The organism is Streptomyces sp. NPDC091371, from assembly GCF_040684275.1.
Lineage (GTDB): Bacteria > Actinomycetota > Actinomycetes > Streptomycetales > Streptomycetaceae > Streptomyces.
The window spans coordinates 205,739-225,879 of record NZ_JBFBFP010000001.1 but is presented as its reverse complement, the minus strand read 5'-3'; the positions used below and the strand labels follow the sequence as shown (position 1 = coordinate 225,879).

General features: G+C 71.9%; 21 protein-coding genes and 1 pseudogene. 12 read left to right on the top strand and 10 right to left on the bottom strand.

What is annotated here, in order from left to right; all coding sequences use genetic code 11:
- Positions 1-830: VWA domain-containing protein (locus AB0O21_RS01115; RefSeq protein WP_365164647.1), on the top strand; the 830-nt coding region annotated here is incomplete at its 5' end.
- A gap of 91 nt (positions 831-921) precedes the next feature.
- Here the strand turns inward: AB0O21_RS01115 and aspS are convergent.
- On the bottom strand, positions 922-2,739 hold the full coding sequence (gene aspS, locus AB0O21_RS01110; RefSeq protein WP_365164645.1) for an aspartate--tRNA ligase: 1,818 nt from the start codon (positions 2,737-2,739) through the stop codon (positions 922-924).
- A gap of 136 nt (positions 2,740-2,875) precedes the next feature.
- On the opposite strand from aspS, the gene AB0O21_RS01105 reads away from it, so the two are divergent.
- The 4 genes from AB0O21_RS01105 (at position 2,876) to AB0O21_RS01090 (ending at position 6,573) form a co-directional block, all read left to right on the top strand.
- A complete protein-coding gene (locus tag AB0O21_RS01105) occupies positions 2,876-5,032 on the top strand; it encodes a SpoIIE family protein phosphatase (RefSeq protein WP_365164643.1) in 2,157 nt (718 codons plus the stop codon).
- Between the two features lie 86 nt (positions 5,033-5,118).
- Positions 5,119-5,292: a hypothetical protein gene (locus AB0O21_RS01100; protein WP_365164641.1), complete on the top strand. Its 174-nt coding sequence runs from the start codon at positions 5,119-5,121 to the stop codon at positions 5,290-5,292.
- Entirely contained in the window at positions 5,289-5,465 is a 177-nt protein-coding gene (locus AB0O21_RS01095) for a hypothetical protein (protein WP_365165412.1), read from the top strand. The genes AB0O21_RS01100 and AB0O21_RS01095 overlap by 4 nt, the downstream gene beginning before the upstream one ends.
- 43 nt (positions 5,466-5,508) lie before the next feature.
- Positions 5,509-6,573, top strand: a complete 1,065-nt coding sequence (locus AB0O21_RS01090; RefSeq protein WP_365164639.1) for an AI-2E family transporter — start codon at positions 5,509-5,511, stop codon at positions 6,571-6,573.
- A gap of 16 nt (positions 6,574-6,589) precedes the next feature.
- On the opposite strand, the gene AB0O21_RS01085 is transcribed toward AB0O21_RS01090, so the two are convergent.
- From AB0O21_RS01085 to AB0O21_RS01055, 7 genes are all read right to left on the bottom strand, one after another.
- Positions 6,590-6,958, bottom strand: a complete 369-nt coding sequence (locus AB0O21_RS01085; RefSeq protein ID WP_365164637.1) for a hypothetical protein — start codon at positions 6,956-6,958, stop codon at positions 6,590-6,592.
- A 181-nt stretch (positions 6,959-7,139) separates the two neighbouring features.
- The gene (locus AB0O21_RS01080) at positions 7,140-8,135 is read right to left on the bottom strand and encodes a pirin family protein (RefSeq protein ID WP_365164635.1); all 996 of its coding nucleotides are present in this window, start codon (positions 8,133-8,135) and stop codon (positions 7,140-7,142) included.
- A gap of 125 nt (positions 8,136-8,260) precedes the next feature.
- Positions 8,261-8,527, bottom strand: coding sequence for a hypothetical protein (locus tag AB0O21_RS01075; RefSeq protein WP_365164632.1), 267 nt, complete (start codon positions 8,525-8,527; stop codon positions 8,261-8,263).
- Positions 8,528-8,780: 253 nt separating this feature from the next.
- Positions 8,781-9,137: a hypothetical protein gene (locus AB0O21_RS01070; RefSeq protein ID WP_365164629.1), complete on the bottom strand. Its 357-nt coding sequence runs from the start codon at positions 9,135-9,137 to the stop codon at positions 8,781-8,783.
- A 99-nt stretch (positions 9,138-9,236) separates the two neighbouring features.
- Positions 9,237-10,199, bottom strand: a complete 963-nt coding sequence (locus AB0O21_RS01065; RefSeq protein ID WP_365164627.1) for a DUF5937 family protein — start codon at positions 10,197-10,199, stop codon at positions 9,237-9,239.
- A 50-nt stretch (positions 10,200-10,249) separates the two neighbouring features.
- Positions 10,250-10,708 (bottom strand): SseB family protein, encoded by a 459-nt coding sequence (locus AB0O21_RS01060; RefSeq protein WP_365164624.1) that lies wholly within the window; start codon positions 10,706-10,708, stop codon positions 10,250-10,252.
- A 48-nt stretch (positions 10,709-10,756) separates the two neighbouring features.
- A complete protein-coding gene (locus AB0O21_RS01055) occupies positions 10,757-10,876 on the bottom strand; it encodes a DUF397 domain-containing protein (protein ID WP_365164621.1) in 120 nt (39 codons plus the stop codon).
- A 71-nt stretch (positions 10,877-10,947) separates the two neighbouring features.
- On the opposite strand from AB0O21_RS01055, the pseudogene AB0O21_RS01050 reads away from it, so the two are divergent.
- The 4 genes and pseudogenes from AB0O21_RS01050 to AB0O21_RS01035 form a co-directional block, all read left to right on the top strand.
- A pseudogene (locus AB0O21_RS01050) lies at positions 10,948-11,187 on the top strand (ATP-binding protein); the annotation flags it as partial.
- Positions 11,188-11,281: 94 nt separating this feature from the next.
- Entirely contained in the window at positions 11,282-13,108 is a 1,827-nt protein-coding gene (locus AB0O21_RS01045; RefSeq protein ID WP_365164619.1) for an acyl-CoA dehydrogenase, read from the top strand.
- A gap of 221 nt (positions 13,109-13,329) precedes the next feature.
- Positions 13,330-14,061 carry a hypothetical protein gene (locus tag AB0O21_RS01040; protein WP_365164617.1) on the top strand — a complete coding sequence of 244 codons (732 nt, stop codon included), beginning with the start codon at positions 13,330-13,332 and terminating at the stop codon, positions 14,059-14,061.
- 105 nt (positions 14,062-14,166) lie between these two features.
- Entirely contained in the window at positions 14,167-15,459 is a 1,293-nt protein-coding gene (locus tag AB0O21_RS01035; protein WP_365164615.1) for a M18 family aminopeptidase, read from the top strand.
- Between the two features lie 23 nt (positions 15,460-15,482).
- Here AB0O21_RS01035 and AB0O21_RS01030 read toward each other — a convergent pair whose 3' ends face one another.
- Positions 15,483-17,324, bottom strand: coding sequence for an NHL domain-containing thioredoxin family protein (locus tag AB0O21_RS01030; protein WP_365164613.1), 1,842 nt, complete (start codon positions 17,322-17,324; stop codon positions 15,483-15,485).
- Between the two features lie 58 nt (positions 17,325-17,382).
- On the opposite strand from AB0O21_RS01030, the gene AB0O21_RS01025 reads away from it, so the two are divergent.
- The 3 genes from AB0O21_RS01025 (at position 17,383) to AB0O21_RS01015 (ending at position 19,606) form a co-directional block, all read left to right on the top strand.
- Positions 17,383-18,240 carry a hypothetical protein gene (locus tag AB0O21_RS01025; RefSeq protein ID WP_365164611.1) on the top strand — a complete coding sequence of 286 codons (858 nt, stop codon included), beginning with the start codon at positions 17,383-17,385 and terminating at the stop codon, positions 18,238-18,240.
- Positions 18,241-18,280: 40 nt separating this feature from the next.
- Positions 18,281-18,946: an MSMEG_1061 family FMN-dependent PPOX-type flavoprotein gene (locus tag AB0O21_RS01020; RefSeq protein ID WP_365164609.1), complete on the top strand. Its 666-nt coding sequence runs from the start codon at positions 18,281-18,283 to the stop codon at positions 18,944-18,946.
- An 87-nt stretch (positions 18,947-19,033) separates the two neighbouring features.
- A complete protein-coding gene (locus AB0O21_RS01015) occupies positions 19,034-19,606 on the top strand; it encodes a Uma2 family endonuclease (RefSeq protein ID WP_365164606.1) in 573 nt (190 codons plus the stop codon).
- On the opposite strand, the gene AB0O21_RS01010 is transcribed toward AB0O21_RS01015, so the two are convergent.
- On the bottom strand, positions 19,603-20,127 hold the full coding sequence (locus tag AB0O21_RS01010; protein WP_365164604.1) for a DUF4240 domain-containing protein: 525 nt from the start codon (positions 20,125-20,127) through the stop codon (positions 19,603-19,605). The genes AB0O21_RS01015 and AB0O21_RS01010 overlap by 4 nt on opposite strands.
- Between the last annotated feature and the right edge of the window lie 14 nt (positions 20,128-20,141).

Here is a 20,141-nt window from a genome sequence, read left to right as displayed (position 1 = left end):
CGGCCGAGCCGGTCGCAGCCGCTGCGGAGCAGGACGACGCGCCGCAGGCGCAGGACGCGGCTGACGCCGAGACAGAGGCCGAGCCCGTCGCCGCTGCTGCGGAGCAGGACGAACCCGCCGCCGAGCCGGTGGCCGAGGGCGAGGTGGAGGACCAGGCGACCGCGCCGGAGGCGGCCGCGCACGCGTTGGCCGCCGTGAAGCGCGCGGCGCCCGGGGTCCTGGGGGCGTACAAGGCCGTCGGGCAGGTGCTGCGCGGCAAGGGGAAGGCCGGCGCGCGGGCCAAGGTGTACCTCGTGCTGGACCGTTCCGGGTCCATGCGCGGGTTCTACAAGGACGGCAGTGCGCAGCACCTCGCCGACCACGCCCTCGCCCTCGCCGCCCACCTCGACGAGGCCGCGACCGTGCACACCGTGTTCTTCTCCACGGAGGTGGACGGCACCGCCGACCTGGCTCTCGACGCCCACGACGGGGCCTGGGTCGAGGCCCGGCACGCCGAGCTCGGCCGGATGGGCCGCACCAGCTACCACGTGGCCGTCGAGGCCGTCGTCGAGCGCTACCAGAAGGACGGCGGCGAGGGCCCGGCCCTGGTCGTGTTCCAGACGGACGGCGCGCCCGACAACGTCCGCCCCGCACGCCAGGCGATCACCGACGCGGCCACCGCCGCCCCCGGCATCCACTGGCAGTTCGTCGCGTTCGGCGAGCACGACTCCAAGGCCTTCGACTTCCTGCGCAAGCTGGACGCCGAGAACGCCGGCTTCTTCCACGCCGGCCCGGCCCCCGCGGAGCTGACCTCCGCCGCCCTCGCCAAGGGCATCCTGGACCGGTTCTAGCCGCTGCGGGCAAGCAAAAGGGCAGGGCCCGGGGTCATCGACCCCGGGCCCTGCCCTTTGCCCGTTACGCGTTACCCGTACAGGTGACCGCTCAGCGCGCAGCGTCCGGGTGCACGGCCTCGGCGATCGGCTTGGCGTCGGCCGGCTTCGTCTCCACCGGCCCCCGCAGCGCGATGTTCAGCTCGCGCAGACGGGCTTCCTCCAGCACCGTCGGCGCGCCCATCATCAGGTCCTGCGCGTTGCCGTTGAGCGGGAAGGCGATGGTCTCGCGGATGTTCGGCTCGTCGGCGAGCAGCATGACCATGCGGTCCACGCCCGGGGCGATGCCACCGTGCGGCGGGGCGCCGAGGCGGAACGCGCGCAGCATGCCCGCGAACTCGCGCTCGACGGTCTCGGCCTCGTAACCGGCGATCTCGAAGGCCTTCAGCATGACCTCGGGCTCGTGGTTGCGGATGGCGCCCGACGACAGCTCGATGCCGTTGCAGACGATGTCGTACTGCCAGGCCAGGATGTCGAGCGGGTCCTTCTCCTCCAGGTCCTTCATGCCGCCCTGCGGCATGGAGAAGGGGTTGTGCGAGAAGTCGATCTTGCCGGTCTCCTCGTCCTTCTCGTACATCGGGAAGTCGACGATCCAGCAGAACCGGAAGACGTTCTCCTCGAACTGGCCCGCGCGCTTGGCGGCCTCGACGCGAACGCCGGACATGATCTTGGAGACCTCGTCGAACTCGCCCGCACCGAAGAACACGGCGTGGCCGGCGGCCAGGCCCAGGCGCTCGGTGAGGACCTTGACGTTCTCCTCGGTGAGGAACTTGGCGATCGGGCCGGTCAGGGCACCGTCCTCGCCGACGCGGACCCAGGCCAGGCCCTTCGCGCCGAGCGAGACCGCGAAGTCGCCGAGGCCGTCGAAGAACTTGCGCGGCTGCGCGGCGGTGTCCGGGACGGCCAGGGCACGCACGTGCTTGCCGGCGAACGCCTTGAACTCCGAGCCCTCGAAGACGTCGGTGATGTCGACGAGCTCCAGCTTGGCGCGCAGGTCGGGCTTGTCGTTGCCGTACTTCAGCATCGACTCGCGGAACGGGATCCGCGGGAACGGCGAGGTGACCTCGCGGCCCTTGCCGAACTCCGTGAAGATCTCGGTCATCAGGCGCTCGATCGGCTGGAAGACGTCCTCCTGCTCGACGAACGACATCTCCACGTCGAGCTGGTAGAACTCGCCCGGCGAGCGGTCGGCGCGGGCGTCCTCGTCGCGGAAGCAGGGCGCGATCTGGAAGTACCGGTCGAAGCCGGAGATCATCAGCAGCTGCTTGAACTGCTGCGGGGCCTGCGGCAGGGCGTAGAACTTGCCCGGGTTCAGGCGGGACGGGACGACGAAGTCACGGGCGCCCTCGGGGGAGGTCGCGGTGAGGATCGGGGTCGCCATCTCGTTGAAGCCGAGGGCCACCATCTTCGAGCGGATCGAGGCGATGACCGCCGAGCGCAGCATGATGTTGTCGTGCATGCGCTTGCGGCGCAGGTCGAGGAAGCGGTACTCCAGGCGCCGCTCCTCGTTCACACCGTCGTCGGTGTTGATCGTGAAGGGCAGCGGGGCGGCCGCGCCCAGCACCTCGACCTCGGCGGCCTCGATCTCGATCTCGCCGGTCGGCAGCTCGGGGTTGATGTTCTCGGCGCCGCGCGAGACGACCTTGCCGTCGACGCGGACCACGGTCTCCTTGGAGAGCTTCTCCAGGGCCGCGGCGGCGGCGGTGCCGGGACGGGCCACGATCTGCGTGATGCCGTAGTGGTCGCGGAGATCGATGAAGAGGATGCCGCCCAGGTCTCGACGATTGTGCAGCCAGCCGCTCAGCCGGACGTCGGTGTCGACGTCAGAGGCGCGGAGCTCGTCGCACTTGTGGGACCTGTACCGATGCATCAGTCATCCAGTTCTTCGCGATACCAGGGTGGATTCAACCGTCCCAAGGTTACCGTCCGGGGGGCGACCGGGTCGGGCACGCCCGGCAGACCCGGTGGACAGGCACGTCAGGCGTATGACCTGTAAAGATGACCGGGTGCGTACCGAGGATGTCCTGGCCGCCATCGCGACGGGCCTGTGGCGATGGGACAACGCCTCCGGGACGGTCTCCCTCGACAGCGAGGCCGCCCGGCTCCTCGGTCTGCCCGCCGAGCCGGTGGAGCTCGCGGAGGTCGCCGTACGCTCCCGCTTCCACCCGGTGGACTGGAACGAGATCAACGGCATCGTCAACCTCGCGGTCGCCGAGGGCACCCTCGCCGAGGCCCGGCTGCGGATCATGGACGAGGACGGCCGCGTCCTGCGCACCGTACGCAGCCGCTCGAAGCCCCTGGAGAACCGGACGGCGGACGGCCGCCTCGACTACGAGCTGATCGGCACCATCCAGGAGATCGCCGAGCCCCAGCCCGGCACCACCGCCGCGCACACCCCGATCACCGGCGACTGGCGGCGCTCCCGCGAGGCCTTCCTGCTCGACGCGGGGCGCGCGCTGGCCGAGGCCCGGTCCACCGCCGAGGTGCTGCGGGTCGCGGCCTCCCTGTCCATGCCCGGCTTCAGCCCGGACGGGCTGGCCGTCTTCGGCGTGGCCGGGGACCGGCTGTCGATCATCGGGCACCACGGGCACGGCCCCGGCGACGAGGGCCCCTTCTCCGACATGCGGCTCGACACCGCCTACCCGGCCGCGGAGGTCGTCCGTACCGGCCGGGCGATCTACCTGCCCACCCCCGAGGACTACAAACGGCGGTTCCCGGCCACCTGGCCGCTCGCCCAGCGCTTCGGCCGGACCTCCTGGGCCTTCCTGCCCCTCATCGTGGCCGGCCGCACCATGGGCGCCTGGATGGCCGCCTTCAAGCACCCGGTGTCCTTCTCCCCCGACGAGCGCTCCGTCCTGACGACCGTGGCCCGGATGCTGGCCCAGGCGCTCCAGCGCGCCGGCGTGGCCGAATCCGAGCGGGAACTCACCACCGGCCTGCAGCGGTCGATGATGCCCCAGCTCGGCCCGGAGATCCCCGGCATGCAGATCGCCGCCCGCTACGTCCCCACGGGCGGCGGACTCCAGGTCGGCGGCGACTGGTACGACATGATCCCGCTGCCCTCGGGACGGTTCGCGCTGGTCATCGGCGACGTCCAGGGCCACGACGTGCGGGCGGCCGGCCTGATGGGCCAGCTGCGGATCGCGGTCCGCGCGTACGCCTCGGAGGGCCACCGCCCCGACGCGGTGCTCTCGCGCGCCTCCCGCTTCCTGGCGGGCATCACGGACTCGTACGAGGACTCGGACGACCAGAGCCCCCGCTTCGCGACCTGCCTGTACGCGGAATGCGACCCCCGGACCGGGATGCTGGAGGTGGCCCGCGCCGGCCACCCCGACCCGGCCATCCGGATGACCGACGGCACCGTCCTGATGCGGCCCACCGCGGGCGGCCTCCCCCTCGGGATCGTCCCCGACACCGACTACCCCACGACCCGGTTCACCCTGGAGCCGGGCGAGACGATGATGCTCTGCACCGACGGGCTCATCGAGACCGGCGGGCACGACCTCGACACCGGCTGGGCACGGCTGCGCGCGATCCTGGAGTCCGAGACCCCCGGCCCCGAGGACGGGGCGGACCTCGACGGCGGCCACCTCGAAAGGCTCGCCGACCTGCTGGTCCAGGCCGTGCACGGGCCGTCCTCGCACCACACGACGGGCCCGCTGGCCGACCGCCGCGAGGACGACATAGCCGTGGTGCTGCTGTGCCGCGAGGGCGAGGGCTGCGGCTGCGGGACCCCGCTGCTGCACCCGTCCCGCCCGGCCCGCCGCACGATGCTGACCGTGGCCCAGGCCGAACCCGAGCGGATCGCGGGCGCGCGGCAGCAGATCCGGGAGCTGCTCCACGACTGGGCCGACGAGGAACAGGTGGACTCGGCGGTGCTGATGGTCTCCGAGATGGTGACCAACGTCCTCATGCACACCGACGGCGACGCGCTGCTGGTCGCGGAGGCCGTCGGCGAGCTGGGCGGCCGCCGGCTGCGCGTGGAGGTCGCGGACGCCAGCGATGAGCTCCCGCACAAGCGGCATCCGGGCGAGATGGCCTCCAGCGGACGCGGGGTGCTGCTGATGGAGATGCTGGCCGACACCTGGGGCGTGGACCCGCAGGGCGAGGGCAAGTCGATCTGGTTCGAGCTGTACGAGCAGTCGAAGCCGCCGTCCGACTGACCCGGCGGCGTTCCGGTCGCCCGGTGCCATGCGTGTCCGTACACCCTGTACGCCGACCAAGGGGGCGCGGCGACAGGTAGCTGACGTTGAGCAAGTGGAGACGAGCCGTCGGGGTGGCCGCGCTGGCCGCGGCGACCGCGTTCGGGCCGGCACCGACCGCACACGCGGCGGCCGGTGACCTGGACCTGTCGTTCTCGGGCGACGGAACGGCGGGCCCGGCGGCGACACCCTCGACGGCGGAAGCGGCGACGACTCCCTGACCGGCGAGTCCGGCAACGACACCATCGCCGCCGGTCCGGGCACGGACACCGTGGGCGCCGGCGCGGGCGCCGACACCGTCAACACCCGGGACGGCGTCGCCGAGATGGTCGACGGCGGAGCCGGACGCGACACATGCACCACCGACCCGACCGACCAAGTGACCAGCTGCTGAGCCGCTGCCCTGAACCGATCATCAAAGGTGATTGGATGACGGCGTGCCGAACTCCCTGCTCCCCGAGCCCGTGAGGCGCCTCGCCGCCTGGTGCGCCGTCGTCCTGCTCGTCACCGCCGTACTGGCCCTCGTCGTCTGGCTGTGCACCGTCTTCCGGACCGTGGTCACGCCCGTACTGCTCGCCGTGCTCGGCACCGCCCTGCTCGGGCCGATGCACCGGCGGCTGGTCCGCATGAAGGTCAACCGCTCCCTCGCCGCGGCCCTCACCTGCCTGGCCGTGGTCGCCGTGGTCGGCGGGGCCTCGTACATCGTCGTCCTCGCGCTCATCGAGACCGGCGACCAGATCGTCGACGCGCTCCGGCGGGCCGGCGAGAGCCTCGCGGAGCACTTCGGGGCGCTCGGCACCTCGGTGGAGGACGTCGCGAAGAACTCGAAGGACCTGCTGACCAAGTTCGGCGGCACGGCCGCCTCGGGCGTGGTCGCCGGGCTCAGCGTGGTCGGGACGATGATCGCGACGGCCCTGCTGGCACTCGTACTGATCTTCTTCTTCCTCCGCGACTCCGACCACGCGGTCGGAACGCTGCGCTCGCTCGTCCCGAGCCGCTCGGGCGACCTGATGGAGGCCATGGGCCGGCGGGCCTTCGAGGCCGTCGAGGGCTTCATGCGCGGGACCACCTTCGTGGCCCTGGTCGACGGCGTGCTGATCGGCATCGGCCTGCTGATCCTCGACGTCCCGGGCGCGGTGGGCCTGGCAGCCCTGGTGTTCGTGACCGCCTACATCCCCTACCTCGGCGCCTTCCTCTCCGGCGCCGTGGCGGTCCTCGTCGCCCTCGCAGACCGGGGCTGGGTGATCGGCCTGTGGGTGCTGGGCGTGGTGCTCCTGGTCCAGGTGATCGAGGGGTACGTCCTGCAGCCCCTGGTGCAGAGCCGCACGGTGCAGATGCATCCGGTGGTGGTCATGCTGGCCATCACGGCCGGGGCGAGCGTCGCCGGGATCCTCGGGATGCTGCTCGCGGTACCGCTGGCCGCGGCCGTCTTCGGCGTGATCTCAGAACTCCGGGCCCGGTACGGCGAGGGCGCGGTCCCCGGACCGGTGGATCCCGCCTGACCGGGAGGGCGCGGGCCTAGGCCGGGCCCGGGTGGTAGCTGAGCACCACCAGGATCGCCGTGCACTCCGCGAGGAGCTGTACGGCCAGCGCCCACTGGCGGACCCGCGGGCGGGGCGCGGCCAGCGCGACGAGGAAGGCCGCTCCCGCGGCGCCGGCGCTCCACAGGAACAGCCATCCGGGCAGCCCCCGGGGACACTCCACTCCGTAGGTCACGCAGCCCGACACCCGCACGGACGACAGGAGCAGGACGACCGCTCCCACGAAGACCACGGGGAAGATCGCCGCGGACAGACCGGCCCAGAGGCGGGTCCGGTCCCTGGCTCCCGCAGGAGCCGGGGACGGGGTCGGAGCCGTGGGGGTCGCTGAGGGGGCGGCGGTGTCCATGCCCCGATCCAACGCTGTGCGCGGGTCCGGCACAGGCGCCCGGCTACTCACCTGCCCGCGCGCGGGTACTCAGACCGGGTACCGCTCAGACCGGGTACGGGACCGGGACCACCCCCGCTCCGGAGTGGTCCCGGTCGCACCGTCCCTGCACCGTCCCAGGGGCCCAACGGGCCCACGGGCGTCAGCCCTCCTCGGCCTCGCCCGTACCGCGGTGGCCGAGGCCCGCGCGCGCGGTGGTGGGGATGCGGCCCAGCCGGCCCGCCTGGAAATCGTCGAAGGCCTGCTGGAGCTCGTGCTTGCTGTTCATGACGAACGGCCCGTAGTGCGCCATCGGTTCCCGGATCGGACGCCCGCCGAGCAGCACGACCTCCAGGGCCGGGGCGTTGGAGTCCTGCGCCTCATCCGCCCGCACCGTGATCGAGCCGCCCTCGCCGAAGACGGCCGTCTGCCCGGTGTGGACCGGCCGGCGGTCCTCGCCGACGGAGCCGCGCCCGGCCAGGACGTACGCGAGGCCGTTGAAGTCCTCGCGCCACGGGAGGGTGATCTGCGCGCCCGGGCTGACGGTCGCGTGGATCATCGTGATCGGGGTGTGGGTGATGCCCGGGCCCTGGTGCCCGTCGAGCTCGCCGGCGATCACGCGGAGCAGGGAGCCGCCGTCCGGGGTGGTCAGCAGCTGGACCTGGCCGCCGCCGATGTCCTGGTAGCGCGGGGGCATCATCTTGTCGGAGGCCGGGAGGTTGACCCACAGCTGGAGGCCGTGGAACAGCCCGCCGGACACGACGAGGGCCTCCGGCGGGGCCTCGATGTGCAGGAGGCCCGAACCGGCGGTCATCCACTGGGTGTCACCGCCGTTGATGACTCCGCCACCGCCGTTGCTGTCCTGGTGGACGAAGGTTCCGTCGATCAGGTACGTGACGGTCTCGAAGCCGCGGTGGGGGTGCCAGGGGGTGCCCTTGGGCTCGCCCGGCGCGTACTCCACCTCGCCCATCTGGTCCATCATGATGAACGGGTCGAGGTACTGGTAGTTGATCCCGGCGAACGCGCGGCGCACCGGGAATCCCTCGCCCTCGAACCCACCGGGAGCGGAGACGACGGCCAGCACCTTGCGCGCGGCGGCGGCCTGCGGCTCGGCCACTCGCGGAAGGGTCAACGGGTTCTCAACAGTCACTGCGGGCATGGTCAGGACCTCCTTCTGCTCCGAGTTTAGTTGAAACTCGAACTTTCTGCCACACCCCGCAGAACAGAAGGAGCCCCGGGGGAAATTCCCCCGGGGCTCACCCCTGGCACAGACCCCCGCGGCCGCTACTGCGGAGCCACCCGACAGGCCTGGGCCGCGACGTCCTTGGAGATGCCGGCCCCGGTGAGGGTGGCGCTGCAGCTGGTCTGGTTGCCGATCTGACCCTGGTAGCACGCCTGCCGGACGTCGTCAGTGACCTGCAGTTTCTGCTGGGCGACGTACTGCTCGCACTGCTGGCTGTTCGCATGCGCGGCAGGGACGGCGAACACGCTGCCGCCGACGGCGAGGGCCAGGCCGGCGAGGATGCTGGGGATACGAGCCGACGAACGCATGCGACACCTGCTCTCTCGGTCGGTCACGCGATCCGCGAGTGCGCCGGACCACGGGCGGGGGCGGCGCGGAGCAGGCACCCGGAGAGGCGACCGGCTCGACGCATCGGTCACCCTCGCCCTTCCGACGCTAGAGCAGGGCTCGGGCGCACGCACTTCAGACCGGGAGCACCGGCAGGGCTTCCCCAAGACACGCGCACGCCCGCCCCGGCCGCGGTGTGCGGCGGGACGGGCGCGACGGGAGGGACCAGCGTGGCTAGCAGGGGTCGATGTAGTAGATCTGGCTCCAGTTGACGCCACCGGGCGCTACGGACCAGGCGCCGTCGGTGTAGCTGCTCGCCCCGCCGGAGTAGATGAACCGTGCACGCGTACCCGAGGTCTGGTTGTTGATCCACGATCCAGTACTGGACCACGGTATGTACCGGACGTCACTGCAGGACCAGAGCATGATGGGCTGGCCCCCGTACCCGGGTTCCGGGTAGGCGCAGAAGTACTCGTACGGGCAGGCGACCGCCGCCTCGGCCGGTGCCGCCGCCAGGACCCCCGTACCCAGCGCCATCACCCCCGTGGCCGCCAGCGCCGCGAGCTTCGTGCGTAACGACGTACGAGACATCGCACTCTCCCCTGATCGGTAGGAGCGGGCTTCCCCCGCTGCACCGATACTCGGCAGCCGCCGCCCGGGGCGCGATGCTTTCGGCCGTCGCCGAAACGTTCAGCCCCCGCTGTGCAGCAGGTCCACGCCCAGCCCCGTCGCCGAGTGGAGGACCGCCTTGCCGTCCCGCCGGGTGGTGATCAGGCCGGCCGCGCGCAGGGTGCGGGTGTGCTCCGAGACCGAGGGCAGGCTGATGTCGAGGTCCCGGGCCAGTTCCGAGGTGGTGCGCTGCTGGACCAGCAGCTGGAGCACCGCCGCCCTGGTGCGGCCCAGCAGCGCGTCCAGCGCGCCCTCGGCCGGGCCCGGGGCGACCAGGGGCAGCGGGGTCAGCGCCGGGTACAACAGCAGGTACGCCCCCGCCGGGCCCGCCGGGCCCTCCGCGACCAGCGGGCGCCCCGTCCAGAACGGCGAGGGCATCAGCAGCAGCCCGCGCCCCGCCAGGTGCACCTCGTACGCCGGCTCACGGTCGACCTCGAAGGCCGTGCCCGCCCAGCCGGCCGCGGGGTGCGTGCTCGCGAGCGCCGCCTTGATGCCGTGGGCGGCCAGCAGCCGGGTGCGCCAGGCCACGTCCGCCTGGAAGGACTGCCGGATACGGCTCCAGTACGGGGCCACGAGCACCTCGTGTGCAGCCCGCAGCGCGCCGTCGAGCTGGTCCCACGCCTCGCGGTCCTGCCGCCACAGCGCGCGCAGCCAGGAAGCGGAGCCGGGGGCCCGGGCAGCCACCCGGACCAGTTCCTCGGGGCTGAGCCGGGAGCCCGCCTCCCGTACGGCGGCAAGCCCCTCCTCCAGGGTGCGCGCGTAAGGCTCGACGAACTGCGGGTTGTCTCCGTCCGGCCGCAGCAGCTCCAGCAGCGGCCGCACCCCGGCACCCGACAGCTCCCGGGCCGCGCGGCCCCGCCAGCGGCCGAAAACCGCCTGCTCATCGAGGCGCTGGCAGGCGACCAGTGCCATGGCCAGCTCCACCAGCGGCAGCGGTTCGCTCGCGAAAGTGACGTTGAACAGGTCCTCGGTCGTGAAGTGCACCCGCAGCATCGAGCTCGCCCCCGCCCCCGTCCGGAACTCAGGCGCTCCGGTCAGCCATACATACGGCGCATCGCGAAGTCGACCATCTGCTCGACCGCCTTCGCGTCGAAGACCATCCGGTGGTCGCCCTCCATGTCGAGGACGAAGCCGTACCCGGTCGGCAGGAGGTCGATGACCTCGGCGCCCGTGATCACGAAGTACTTGGACTCCTTGCCGGCGTACCGGCGCAGTTCCTTGAGCGTGGTGAACATCGGGATGACCGGCTGCTGCGTGTTGTGCAGCGCCAGGAACCCGGGGGTCTCGCCGCGCGGGCAGTAGACCTTCGAGCCGGCGAAAACCTGCTGGAAGTCCTCGGCGGACAGCGACCCGGTCGTGAAGGCGCGCACCGCGTCCGCGAGGGAGGGCGGCGAGGGCTCGGGGTACAGCGGCGGCTGCTGCCCGTAGCCCTGCGGCGGCTGCTGCGGGGCGTACTGCTGCTGCGCGCCCGGGTTCTGGTCGTAGCCGTACATGAGGCGAAGCCTACCGAGGCCGGGGGCGGCGGAGCCGCCGAGTTCCGGTCAGTGGGCCTTGAGGTTGGCCAGGAAGGGGGCCCAGGCCGCCGCCGAGACCACGAGGACGGGCCCGTCCTCGACCTTGGAGTCCCGCACGGGGACCAGCCCGGCGAGGCCGTCACCCACCTCGACGCAGAGCCCCTCGGACCCGTTGCTGTAGCGCAGGCCGCCACCGCGCAGCGACTGGCCGACGCCCTGGCGAAGGCACGCCCGTCACCCTGCGCGTCACCGGAAGGGCAACTCGTACGCGAGTCGAGCTCACCGACCCCGACGCCCGGGCGCAGCCCGTACCGCGGCAGGCGGCGGACGCCGACGAGTCCGGCCGGGGCCTCGCCCTGCCGGCCGCCGTATCGCTGCGCTGGGGCGTCGCTCAAGCAGCGCAGGGCAAAACTGTGTGGTGCGAGTTGCCGAGAGGGTCGTCACAGTCCCAGGGGTAAGGGTTGCGCCTTATTACCGGCGGGTAGCATCATGACGTTACCGATTGGTATGTACGAGGAACCTGTCTCCCCGAGCCTTAACGGAGCCGTCGCCATGGGGCACTACAAGTCGAATCTCCGCGACATCGAGTTCAACCTCTTCGAGGTGCTCGGCCGCGACAAGCTGTACGGCACCGGTCCGTTCGAGGAGATGGACTCCGAGACCGCCAAGGACGTCCTGTCCGAGATAGCCCGCCTCGCCGAGAACGAGCTCGCCGAGTCCTTCGCGGACGCCGACCGCAACCCGCCCGTCTTCGACCCGGAGACGAACACGGCGCCGGTCCCGGCCTCCTTCAAGAAGAGCTACAAGGCCTTCATGGACTCCGAGTACTGGCGCATGGGCATCCCGGAGGAGATCGGCGGCACCGTCTCCCCGCGCTCCCTCGTCTGGGCCTACGCGGAGCTGCTGCTCGGCTCGAACCCGGCCATCTGGATGTACTCCTCCGGCCCGGCCTTCGCCGGCGTCCTGCACGAGGAGGGCAACGAGGCGCAGAAGAAGATCGCGCAGATCGCGGTCGAGAAGCGCTGGGGCTCCACCATGGTCCTGACCGAGCCGGACGCCGGTTCGGACGTCGGCGCCGGCCGCACCAAGGCCGTGCAGCAGGAGGACGGCTCCTGGCACATCGAGGGCGTGAAGCGCTTCATCACGTCCGGCGAGCACGACATGGAGGAGAACATCCTCCACTACGTCCTCGCGCGCCCCGAGGGCCACGGCCCGGGCACCAAGGGCCTGTCGCTCTTCCTCGTCCCGAAGTTCCACTTCGACTGGGAGACCGGCGAGCTGGGCGAGCGCAACGGCGTCTACGCGACGAACGTCGAGCACAAGATGGGCCTCAAAGCCTCCAACACGTGCGAGATGACCTTCGGCGACAAGCACCCCGCCAAGGGCTGGCTGATCGGCGACAAGCACGACGGCATCCGCCAGATGTTCATGATCATCGAGTTCGCCCGCATGATGGTCGGCACGAAGGCCATCGCGACGCTCTCGACCGGCTACCTGAACGCGCTGGAGTACGCCAAGGAGCGCGTGCAGGGTCCGGACCTGGCCAACTTCATGGACAAGACCGCGCCCAAGGTCACCATCACGCACCACCCCGACGTGCGCCGCTCGCTCATGACGCAGAAGGCGTACGCCGAGGGCATGCGCGCCCTGGTCCTGTACACCGCCTCCGTCCAGGACGAGATCCAGCTCAAGCAGGCGGCGGGCGAGGACGCCTCCTCGCTGATCGGCCTCAACGACCTGCTCCTGCCGATCGTGAAGGGCTACGGCTCGGAGCGGTCCTACGAGCAGCTCGCCCAGTCCCTGCAGACCTTCGGCGGCTCCGGCTACCTGCAGGAGTACCCGATCGAGCAGTACATCCGCGACGCCAAGATCGACACCCTCTACGAGGGCACCACCGCGATCCAGGGCCAGGACTTCTTCTTCCGGAAGATCGTCCGCGACCAGGGCGCCTCCCTGAACGTCCTCTCCGAGACGATCAAGAAGTTCCTGGCCGAGGCCGTCGGCGGCGAGGAGCTCGCCCCGGCGCGCGACGCGCTGGCCAAGGCCGCCGTGGACCTGGAGGCCATCGTCGGCCAGATGATCGTCGACCTCACCGCCACCGGCGAGGACGTCAAGAACATCTACAAGGTCGGCCAGAACACCACCCGCCTGCTGATGGTCTCGGGCGACGTCGTCGTCGGATACCTGCTGCTCAAGGGTGCCGCCGTGGCCGCCGAGAAGCTGGCGACCGCCTCCGCGAAGGACGTCCCCTTCTACACCGGCAAGATCGCCGCCGCGAAGTTCTTCGCGGCCCAGGTCCTGCCCGGCGTCTCCGTCCAGCGCGCGCTGGCCGAGGCCGTCGACAACACCCTGATGGACCTCGACGAGGCCGCCTTCTAGGCTGCGCCGCCCCGCAGGTCACACGCACGCGGTGCGGGTGCGGCGGCCGGGCCCTCCACACTGAGGCCCGGCCGCCCGCACGCCCGGGGCCGGGCGGGCGCGGGCACCGGTCGTGCGACCCGGTGCCCGCACCCACCCCCCTCAAGCGCGGCACAGCGCAGCGCACCCGCCCTGGTCTGCGGCTTTCCCCGATGTCAGCCGTCCATGGGACGCTCATACGCATGAGTCCACAGGATCAGCACGGCAGCAGGGGGTACTCCGTCCCCACCGGGCGGCCGTACGCCCTCAAGGAGCTGCAGGCGAGCCTGGGCAGCCTCGGCGACCACCTGCGCGAGCTGTACGACGGCGCCCACCCCGCCGAGTACGACGCCATCGCCGACGCGCTCTACGTGGCCTTCCAGACCGCCGCCGGCCTGGCCCCCGCCAGGAGCTACACCGGCTGCCCCGAGCACCCCAACGGCGCCCTCGACCCCGAGGCCCCCGACGGCTGGGGCCGCTGCCTCATCTGCAACGACCGGCGCCGCCTCGGGCAACGCCTGCACGGCGCCCGCCCGGCCGCCCCCGCCGCGGTCGAGCAGCGCCGCCTCGGCTACCCGGTGCCCGAGGGCCCGTACACCCTCCAGCTGCTGCGCCAGTACCTGCGCACCGTCGAGGACCAGCGCTTCCACCTGGGCCTGTCCTCTCCCGCCGACGAGTTCGTACGCATCGCGGACGACCTCCACCGCGCCTTCATGGTCGCCCGCGAACTGTCCCGCCCCCGCAACGCCTCGGGCTGCTCCGAGCACCCCGGAGCCCCCATCGACCCCGACGCACCCCCCGGCGAGGCCTGTATCTTCTGCGCCGGACGCAAGAGACGCGCGCAGCGCTCCGCGCAGACCCCGGAGATGCTCCCGCGCATCCGCCGCGGCGAGCGCAGACAGCTCCAGCGCCGCTTCGAGCGCCCGCCGGGCTGAGACGCACGCACCGGGACCGCAGACCACACGCCCCGCGGCCCCTGGCTCTCGGCTATCCGCCGCAGTCCGGCCATGGCGTACACAACCGTCGTTAAGGTGACACACATGAGCTCTCCCGCCCGCTTCGACCGCGGCCACACCGACGACCTGATGACCTTCCTGACGGCCAGTCCGTCGCCGTACCACGCCGTGGCCAACGCGGCCGAGCGGCTGGAGAAGGCAGGCTTCAGGCAGTTGTCGGAAACGGACGCCTGGGACGCGGGCACCGGGGGCAAGTTCGTGCTCCGCGGCGGCGCGCTCATCGCCTGGTACGTCCCGGAGGGCGCGGCCGCGCACACCCCGTTCCGCATCATCGGCGCGCACACCGACTCCCCCAACCTGCGGGTCAAGCCGCTGCCGGACACCGGCTCCCAGGGCTGGCGGCAGATCGCCGTCGAGATCTACGGCGGCACCCTGCTCAACACCTGGCTGGACCGGGACCTCGGCCTCGCCGGCCGGCTGACCCTGCGCGACGGCACCGAGCGCCTCGTCAACGTGGACCGCGCACTGCTGCGCGTGCCCCAACTCGCCGTGCACCTGGACCGGTCGGTCAACACCGACGGGCTCAAGCTCGACAAGCAGCGCCACATGCAGCCGATCTGGGGCCTCGGCGACGTCCAGGAGGGCGACCTGATCGCCTTCCTGGAGGAGGAAGAGGGCCTGCCGCAGGGCTCGGTGGCCGGCTGGGACCTGATGGTCCACTCCATCGAGCCGCCCGCCTACCTCGGCCGCGACCGCGAACTGCTGGCCGGCCCGCGCATGGACAACCTGCTGTCGGTGCACGCGGGCGTCGCGGCGCTGGCGGCGGTCTCCACCGGCGCCAAGCTCGACCACATCCCGGTCCTCGCCGCCTTCGACCACGAGGAGAACGGCTCCCAGTCGGACACCGGCGCGGACGGCCCGCTCCTCGGCAACGTGCTGGAACGTTCAGTCTTCTCGCGCGGCGGCACCTACGAGGACCGCGCCCGCGCCTTCGCCGGCACCATCTGCCTCTCCTCGGACACCGGCCACGCCGTGCACCCCAACTACGGTGAGCGGCACGACCCCACGCACCACCCGCGCGCCAACGGCGGCCCGATCCTGAAGGTCAACGTCAACCAGCGGTACGCGACGGACGGCAGCGGGCGCGCGGTGTTCGCGAGCGCCTGCGAGCGGGCCGGCGTGCCGTGGCAGACCTTCGTCTCCAACAACTCGATGCCCTGCGGCACGACGATCGGCCCGATCACGGCCGCCCGCCACGGCATCCAGACCGTGGACATCGGCGTCGCGATCCTCTCGATGCACAGCGCCCGCGAACTGTGCGGCGCCGACGACCCGTACCTCCTCGCCAACGCCCTGGTGGCCTTCCTGGAGGCCTGAGCCCCCAGGAAGGCGGCGACGCTCTACTCCTCCTCGTCCATCCCGGCGAGGACGAGGGGCAGCCGGCCGGCCCCGTCCGCGGTCACGCGGACGGGCACGCCCCAGTCCTGCTGGTGGACGTGGCAGGCCGGGTACTCGTTGGAAGGGTCGTCGTCGCAGGACGCGGCCATCGCGGAGACGTGCAGCACGCCCTCGGTGACGCCGTCCGCGAGGACCAGCTCGCGGAACAGGTCGGTACCCGCGCCCTCGCCGGCGGCGAGCAGCTCCGGCGGGGTCGAGGAGACCAGCAGCCGCGTGGAGGGCCCGTAGCGGGTGTCGAGCTTCTGCCCGCTGGGCGCCTGGAAGACCACGTCGAGCCGGAGCGTGCCGGGGGCCACCTCGGTGGCGGCCCGCTGCGTACGGTGGGCGACCGCGTCCACCCGTACGGCCTCCTCCGGGAGCCGCAGCCGGGTCAGCCGGTGCCGGGCGGACTCCACGACCACGATGTCCCCGCCGACGAGCACGGCGTCGCTCGGCTCGCGCAGATCGGTGGCGAGGGTCGACACCTGCCCGGTGGCGGGGTCGTAGCGCCGCAGCGCGTGGTTGTACGTGTCGCACACCGCGACCGACCCGTCGGGCAGGGCCGTCACCCCGAGCGGGTGCTGGAGCAGCGCCTGGCCGGCGTCCCCGTCCCGGTGCCCGAAGTCGAACAGGCCCGTACCGACGGCGGATTCGACGACGTACCCCTCCGTCGTGTCCGTCACGTACCGCAGGGCGCTGGTCTCGGAGTCGGCGATCCACAGCCGGTCCCCGGCCGCGGCGAGCCCGGACGGCTGCGCGAACCAGGCCTCGGCGACGGGCCCGTCGTGCAGTCCCTCGTTGGTGGTACCGGCGGCGACGCCGACGGTCCCCTCCTCCGGATCCCAGGTCCACAGCTGGTGCACGCCCGCCATCGCGATCCACACCTTGCCCTGCCACCAGGCCACGTCCCACGGCGAGGACAGGTCGACCTCCAGGGCCGGACCGGAGGTGGGCGAGCCCTGCCACCACTGCCGCCCGGTCCCGGCGACGGTCTCGACGGCGCCGGTCTCCAGGTCGAGGACGCGCAGCGCGTGGTTCACGGTGTCGGCGACCACGACCCGACCGTCCGGCAGCAGCGCAAGGCCCTGCGGCTCGCTGAAGCTCTCCGCCGTGAATCCGCGGCTCCCGCTGCCGATGCGCCGTACGACGCTCTCCCCGTCGGCGGCCAGCTCGACGAGCTGGTGCCGCGTCGAGTCCGAGACCAGGAAGTTGCCGCTGGGCAGCAGCAGCGCCTTGCCGGGGAACCGCAGGTCGCTCGCGACCGGCTCGGGCGCCACGTACGGCCCGTCCCCGCGCCGCAGCGTCCCCTTGGCCTCGTGCTCGGCCTCCAGCTCCACCACCAGCCGCTCGATGGCGTGCGCGTGCCCCTCGCCGGCGTGCTGGGCGACGATGTACCCCTCGGGGTCGATCACCACGAGCGTGGGCCAGGCGCGGACGGCGTACTGCTTCCAGGTGGCGAGCTCGGGGTCGTCGAGGACGGGGTGGTGCACCTCGTACCGCTCGACGGCATCGACGACTGCGGCGTGCTCGGCCTCGTGCACGAACTTCGGCGAGTGCACGCCGATGATCACGACGGTGTCGCGGTGCTTCTCCTCCAGCTCGCGCAGCTCGTCGAGGACGTGCAGGCAGTTGATGCAGCAGAACGTCCAAAAATCCACAACAACGCACTTACCTCGCAGGTCGGCGAGGGTGAGCTCTTTGCCGCCGGTGTTCAGCCATCCACCCTTGCCGATCAGCTCGGGGGCACGGACACGGGCACGGCGGGGCGCGGGCGCGGGGGTGGGCGCCGGGGCAGCATCGTTCATGTTTCAAGCTTGCCATCCGCGCGTGAACCGCCCGTCACGCCCGTACGACAATGCCCGCATGGCTGAAGCAGCGACCGATCTGGGCTTTGTGACCGCACCGTCCGGGGTGCTCGTGCTCGGCATGGCCGGGTGGATCGACTTCTGGCAGGAGACGGACCAGCCGCTGTCCGTCCGAGCGGCGGACGCGGCACGGGCCGGGGGCGGCCATCTCCTGGAGGACGAGGCCGAGGCCGTCGCCGTGGCGGCCGCCGCCGACCGGCCGCTGGCGGTACGGGCGACCGTGCAGCCGTCACCCTTCGACGGGGCGCCGACCATCGGGGTGCTGGAGGTCGGCCTCGGGCTGCCGTGGGCCGGAGGTCCCGAGCTGGCGATCGGGGATCTTCCGGTGGACCGCTGCGGGATGGTGCTGGGCGACGCCCGCGCCCTGGATTCCTTCACCGGGTTGGGCGGCGGCGGGGCGCGCAGCGGCCTGGCGGACGTCAGGTACTGGGGACTTCACGTGGAGGCCGCCTGCGCGGAGTTCGGCGGCACGCCGGTCGGGCGGGCGGCCTACCAGGGCGGGCCGCGGGGATGGCGGGATCTGCCGCTGGCGCAGGCGCGGGAGCTCGCGGACCGGCTCGTGGCATGGGTCGACGGACACGATCGGGGTCGGGGCCTGGTGGTCTCGGTGGACGAGCACACCGACTACCACCTCGTCCACCGGGCCGGGCAGGACCACGAGCTGCTCGCGGGGGTGGTCGAAGTCGCCGGGTGCCCGGTGCTCGGCATCGACTGGGATCCCGGCGACCACTCCGTGCGGCACGCCGGTGAGCGGGACTTCGGGCAGGTGTACCCGGTCACCCTGGGCGGCGATGCGGCGGGCCAGGCCGTGCTGCGCTGGACGATCCCCCCGTACGAGGACGACGGCGAACGCTGAGGCGCCCCCATGTGGATCACTTCGGATAGCGTGCGTGCACGTGACAGCCACCACGCCTCCGAACGGGCGCATATTCGACGCCCTGAACGCCACCGCCGTCCAGAGCACGGCCGAGTTGAGCGAGCTGTACGAAGAGCCCAGCGAGCTGGTCCGCCGCAAGGCCGTGGACCGGATCCACGACGTGGCCCGCGCGGTCATCGGGCGGTCGTCCCTGGTGTTCGTCGCCAGCGCCGGCGCCGACGGGACCTGCGACGTGACTCCCCGGGGCGGGCCGCCCGGGTTCGTGGCCGTGCTGGACGAGTTCACCCTCGCCATCCCCGACGCCACCGGCAACAAGCGGCTCGACAGCAGCCGCAACATCGTGGAGACCGGCCGCGCCGGCCTGATCTTCCTGATCCCCGGCCGCACCACCACGCTGCGGGTGAACGGCAAGGCCTGCGTCTCCGCGGATCCGCAGTTGCTGGCCCAGCTGACCCCCGTCGGCAAGCCCCCGCGCACCGCGATCGTGGTGGAGGTCGAGGAGGCCTACCAGCACTGCCCGAAGGCGCTCCTGCGCGGCAGTGCCTGGAAGCCCGAGGAGTGGCTCGCGCAGGACGCCGTCCCGAGCTCCGCGGAGGTCACCCTCTCCCATCTGGGCCTGCCCGGACTGACCATCGAGGAGATCCGGCAGAGCGAGCGGGAGTCGCTCCTGTACCGCTACGAGTGACGGTCCTCCCCGCGCACCCGTTCGGGTGACGACGGGCGGAGGGGGCACGTGGGAGTCTGGATCCAGGCAGCGAAGGAGGCGTCCGGCATGACCACCACCGCGCACGACTACGGCGAGGGCATCGAACCAGAGCGTGCGCTGAAGTACGCCATCCAGCACATGCAGGGTGACCGTGTCGAGATCATCGAAGGCGTGATCCAAGGGGGCGGGGACGCCGTGACACCTCCGACGTGGGACCACGAGCATGCCGCGGAACAGGTCCGGTACCAGATCTATCCCCGCGTCCGGGAGCTCGGGTGCGTCACCGGGTCCGGCAACCTGGACCTCCCCCGGTCCGCGAACTGGTACGTGCCGGACATCGCTGTCGTCCCCGAAGAGCTCGCCAAAGGCGGCGACACGCTGGTGCCCGAACAGACCCTGCTCGTCGTCGAGGTGACCTCCGAGTCCAATGCCGAGACCGACCGTCTCGTCAAGCGCAAGCGGTACGCCGAGTACGGCGCACCCCTCTACCTGCTGGTCGACCGCATGGACAAGACCGTCACCCTGTTCGCCGAGCCCGGGCGGCTCGGCTATACGAAGGTCGACGGGCCGCACGCCTTCGGGACGCCGGTGCGGCTGCCCGAGCCGTTCGGGATCGACCTCGACACCAGCAGGCTCTAGTCGAAGAGGGCGCTCAGCTTGGGCAGGCGGGCCGCGGTTTCCTCCGTGTCGTCGAAGTCGAAGTCCCAGGACGGGTCCAGCGGCGGGTAGCCGATCGTGAAGGAGTCGGCGGGCAGTTCGCGGCCTGTGGCGGACTCGTAGGCGGTCCAGGCGATCGAGAGGGCGTCCTCGTCCCACAGCTCCAGGCCCTCCGCCGCGGCCTCGCGCACCGCGGGGTGGGCGGAGAGGGAGTCCGGGTCGGCCAGGGCCGCCTCGTAGGCCGCCTGCCCCTGCGTGAGGAGCCAGCCGCGGAAGTAGTCGAAGCCGTCGTCCGAGCAGCCGCCGTTGATCACGTAGGCCGCGGCCCAGAGCGGGGCGCTGTACGACTCGGACAGCAGGTCCCACAGGACCTGCTGGGCCGCCGCTATCTCCGGCTCCGGGTGAGCGGCGAGGAGTTCCGCCGCGCGCTGCGCCACTTCGTCCGGCGACGAAGCCTCCGCGCGGGCCGATTCGATCAGCTTCCAGAACGTCTGCTTGTCCATGGGGAAAGCGTGGC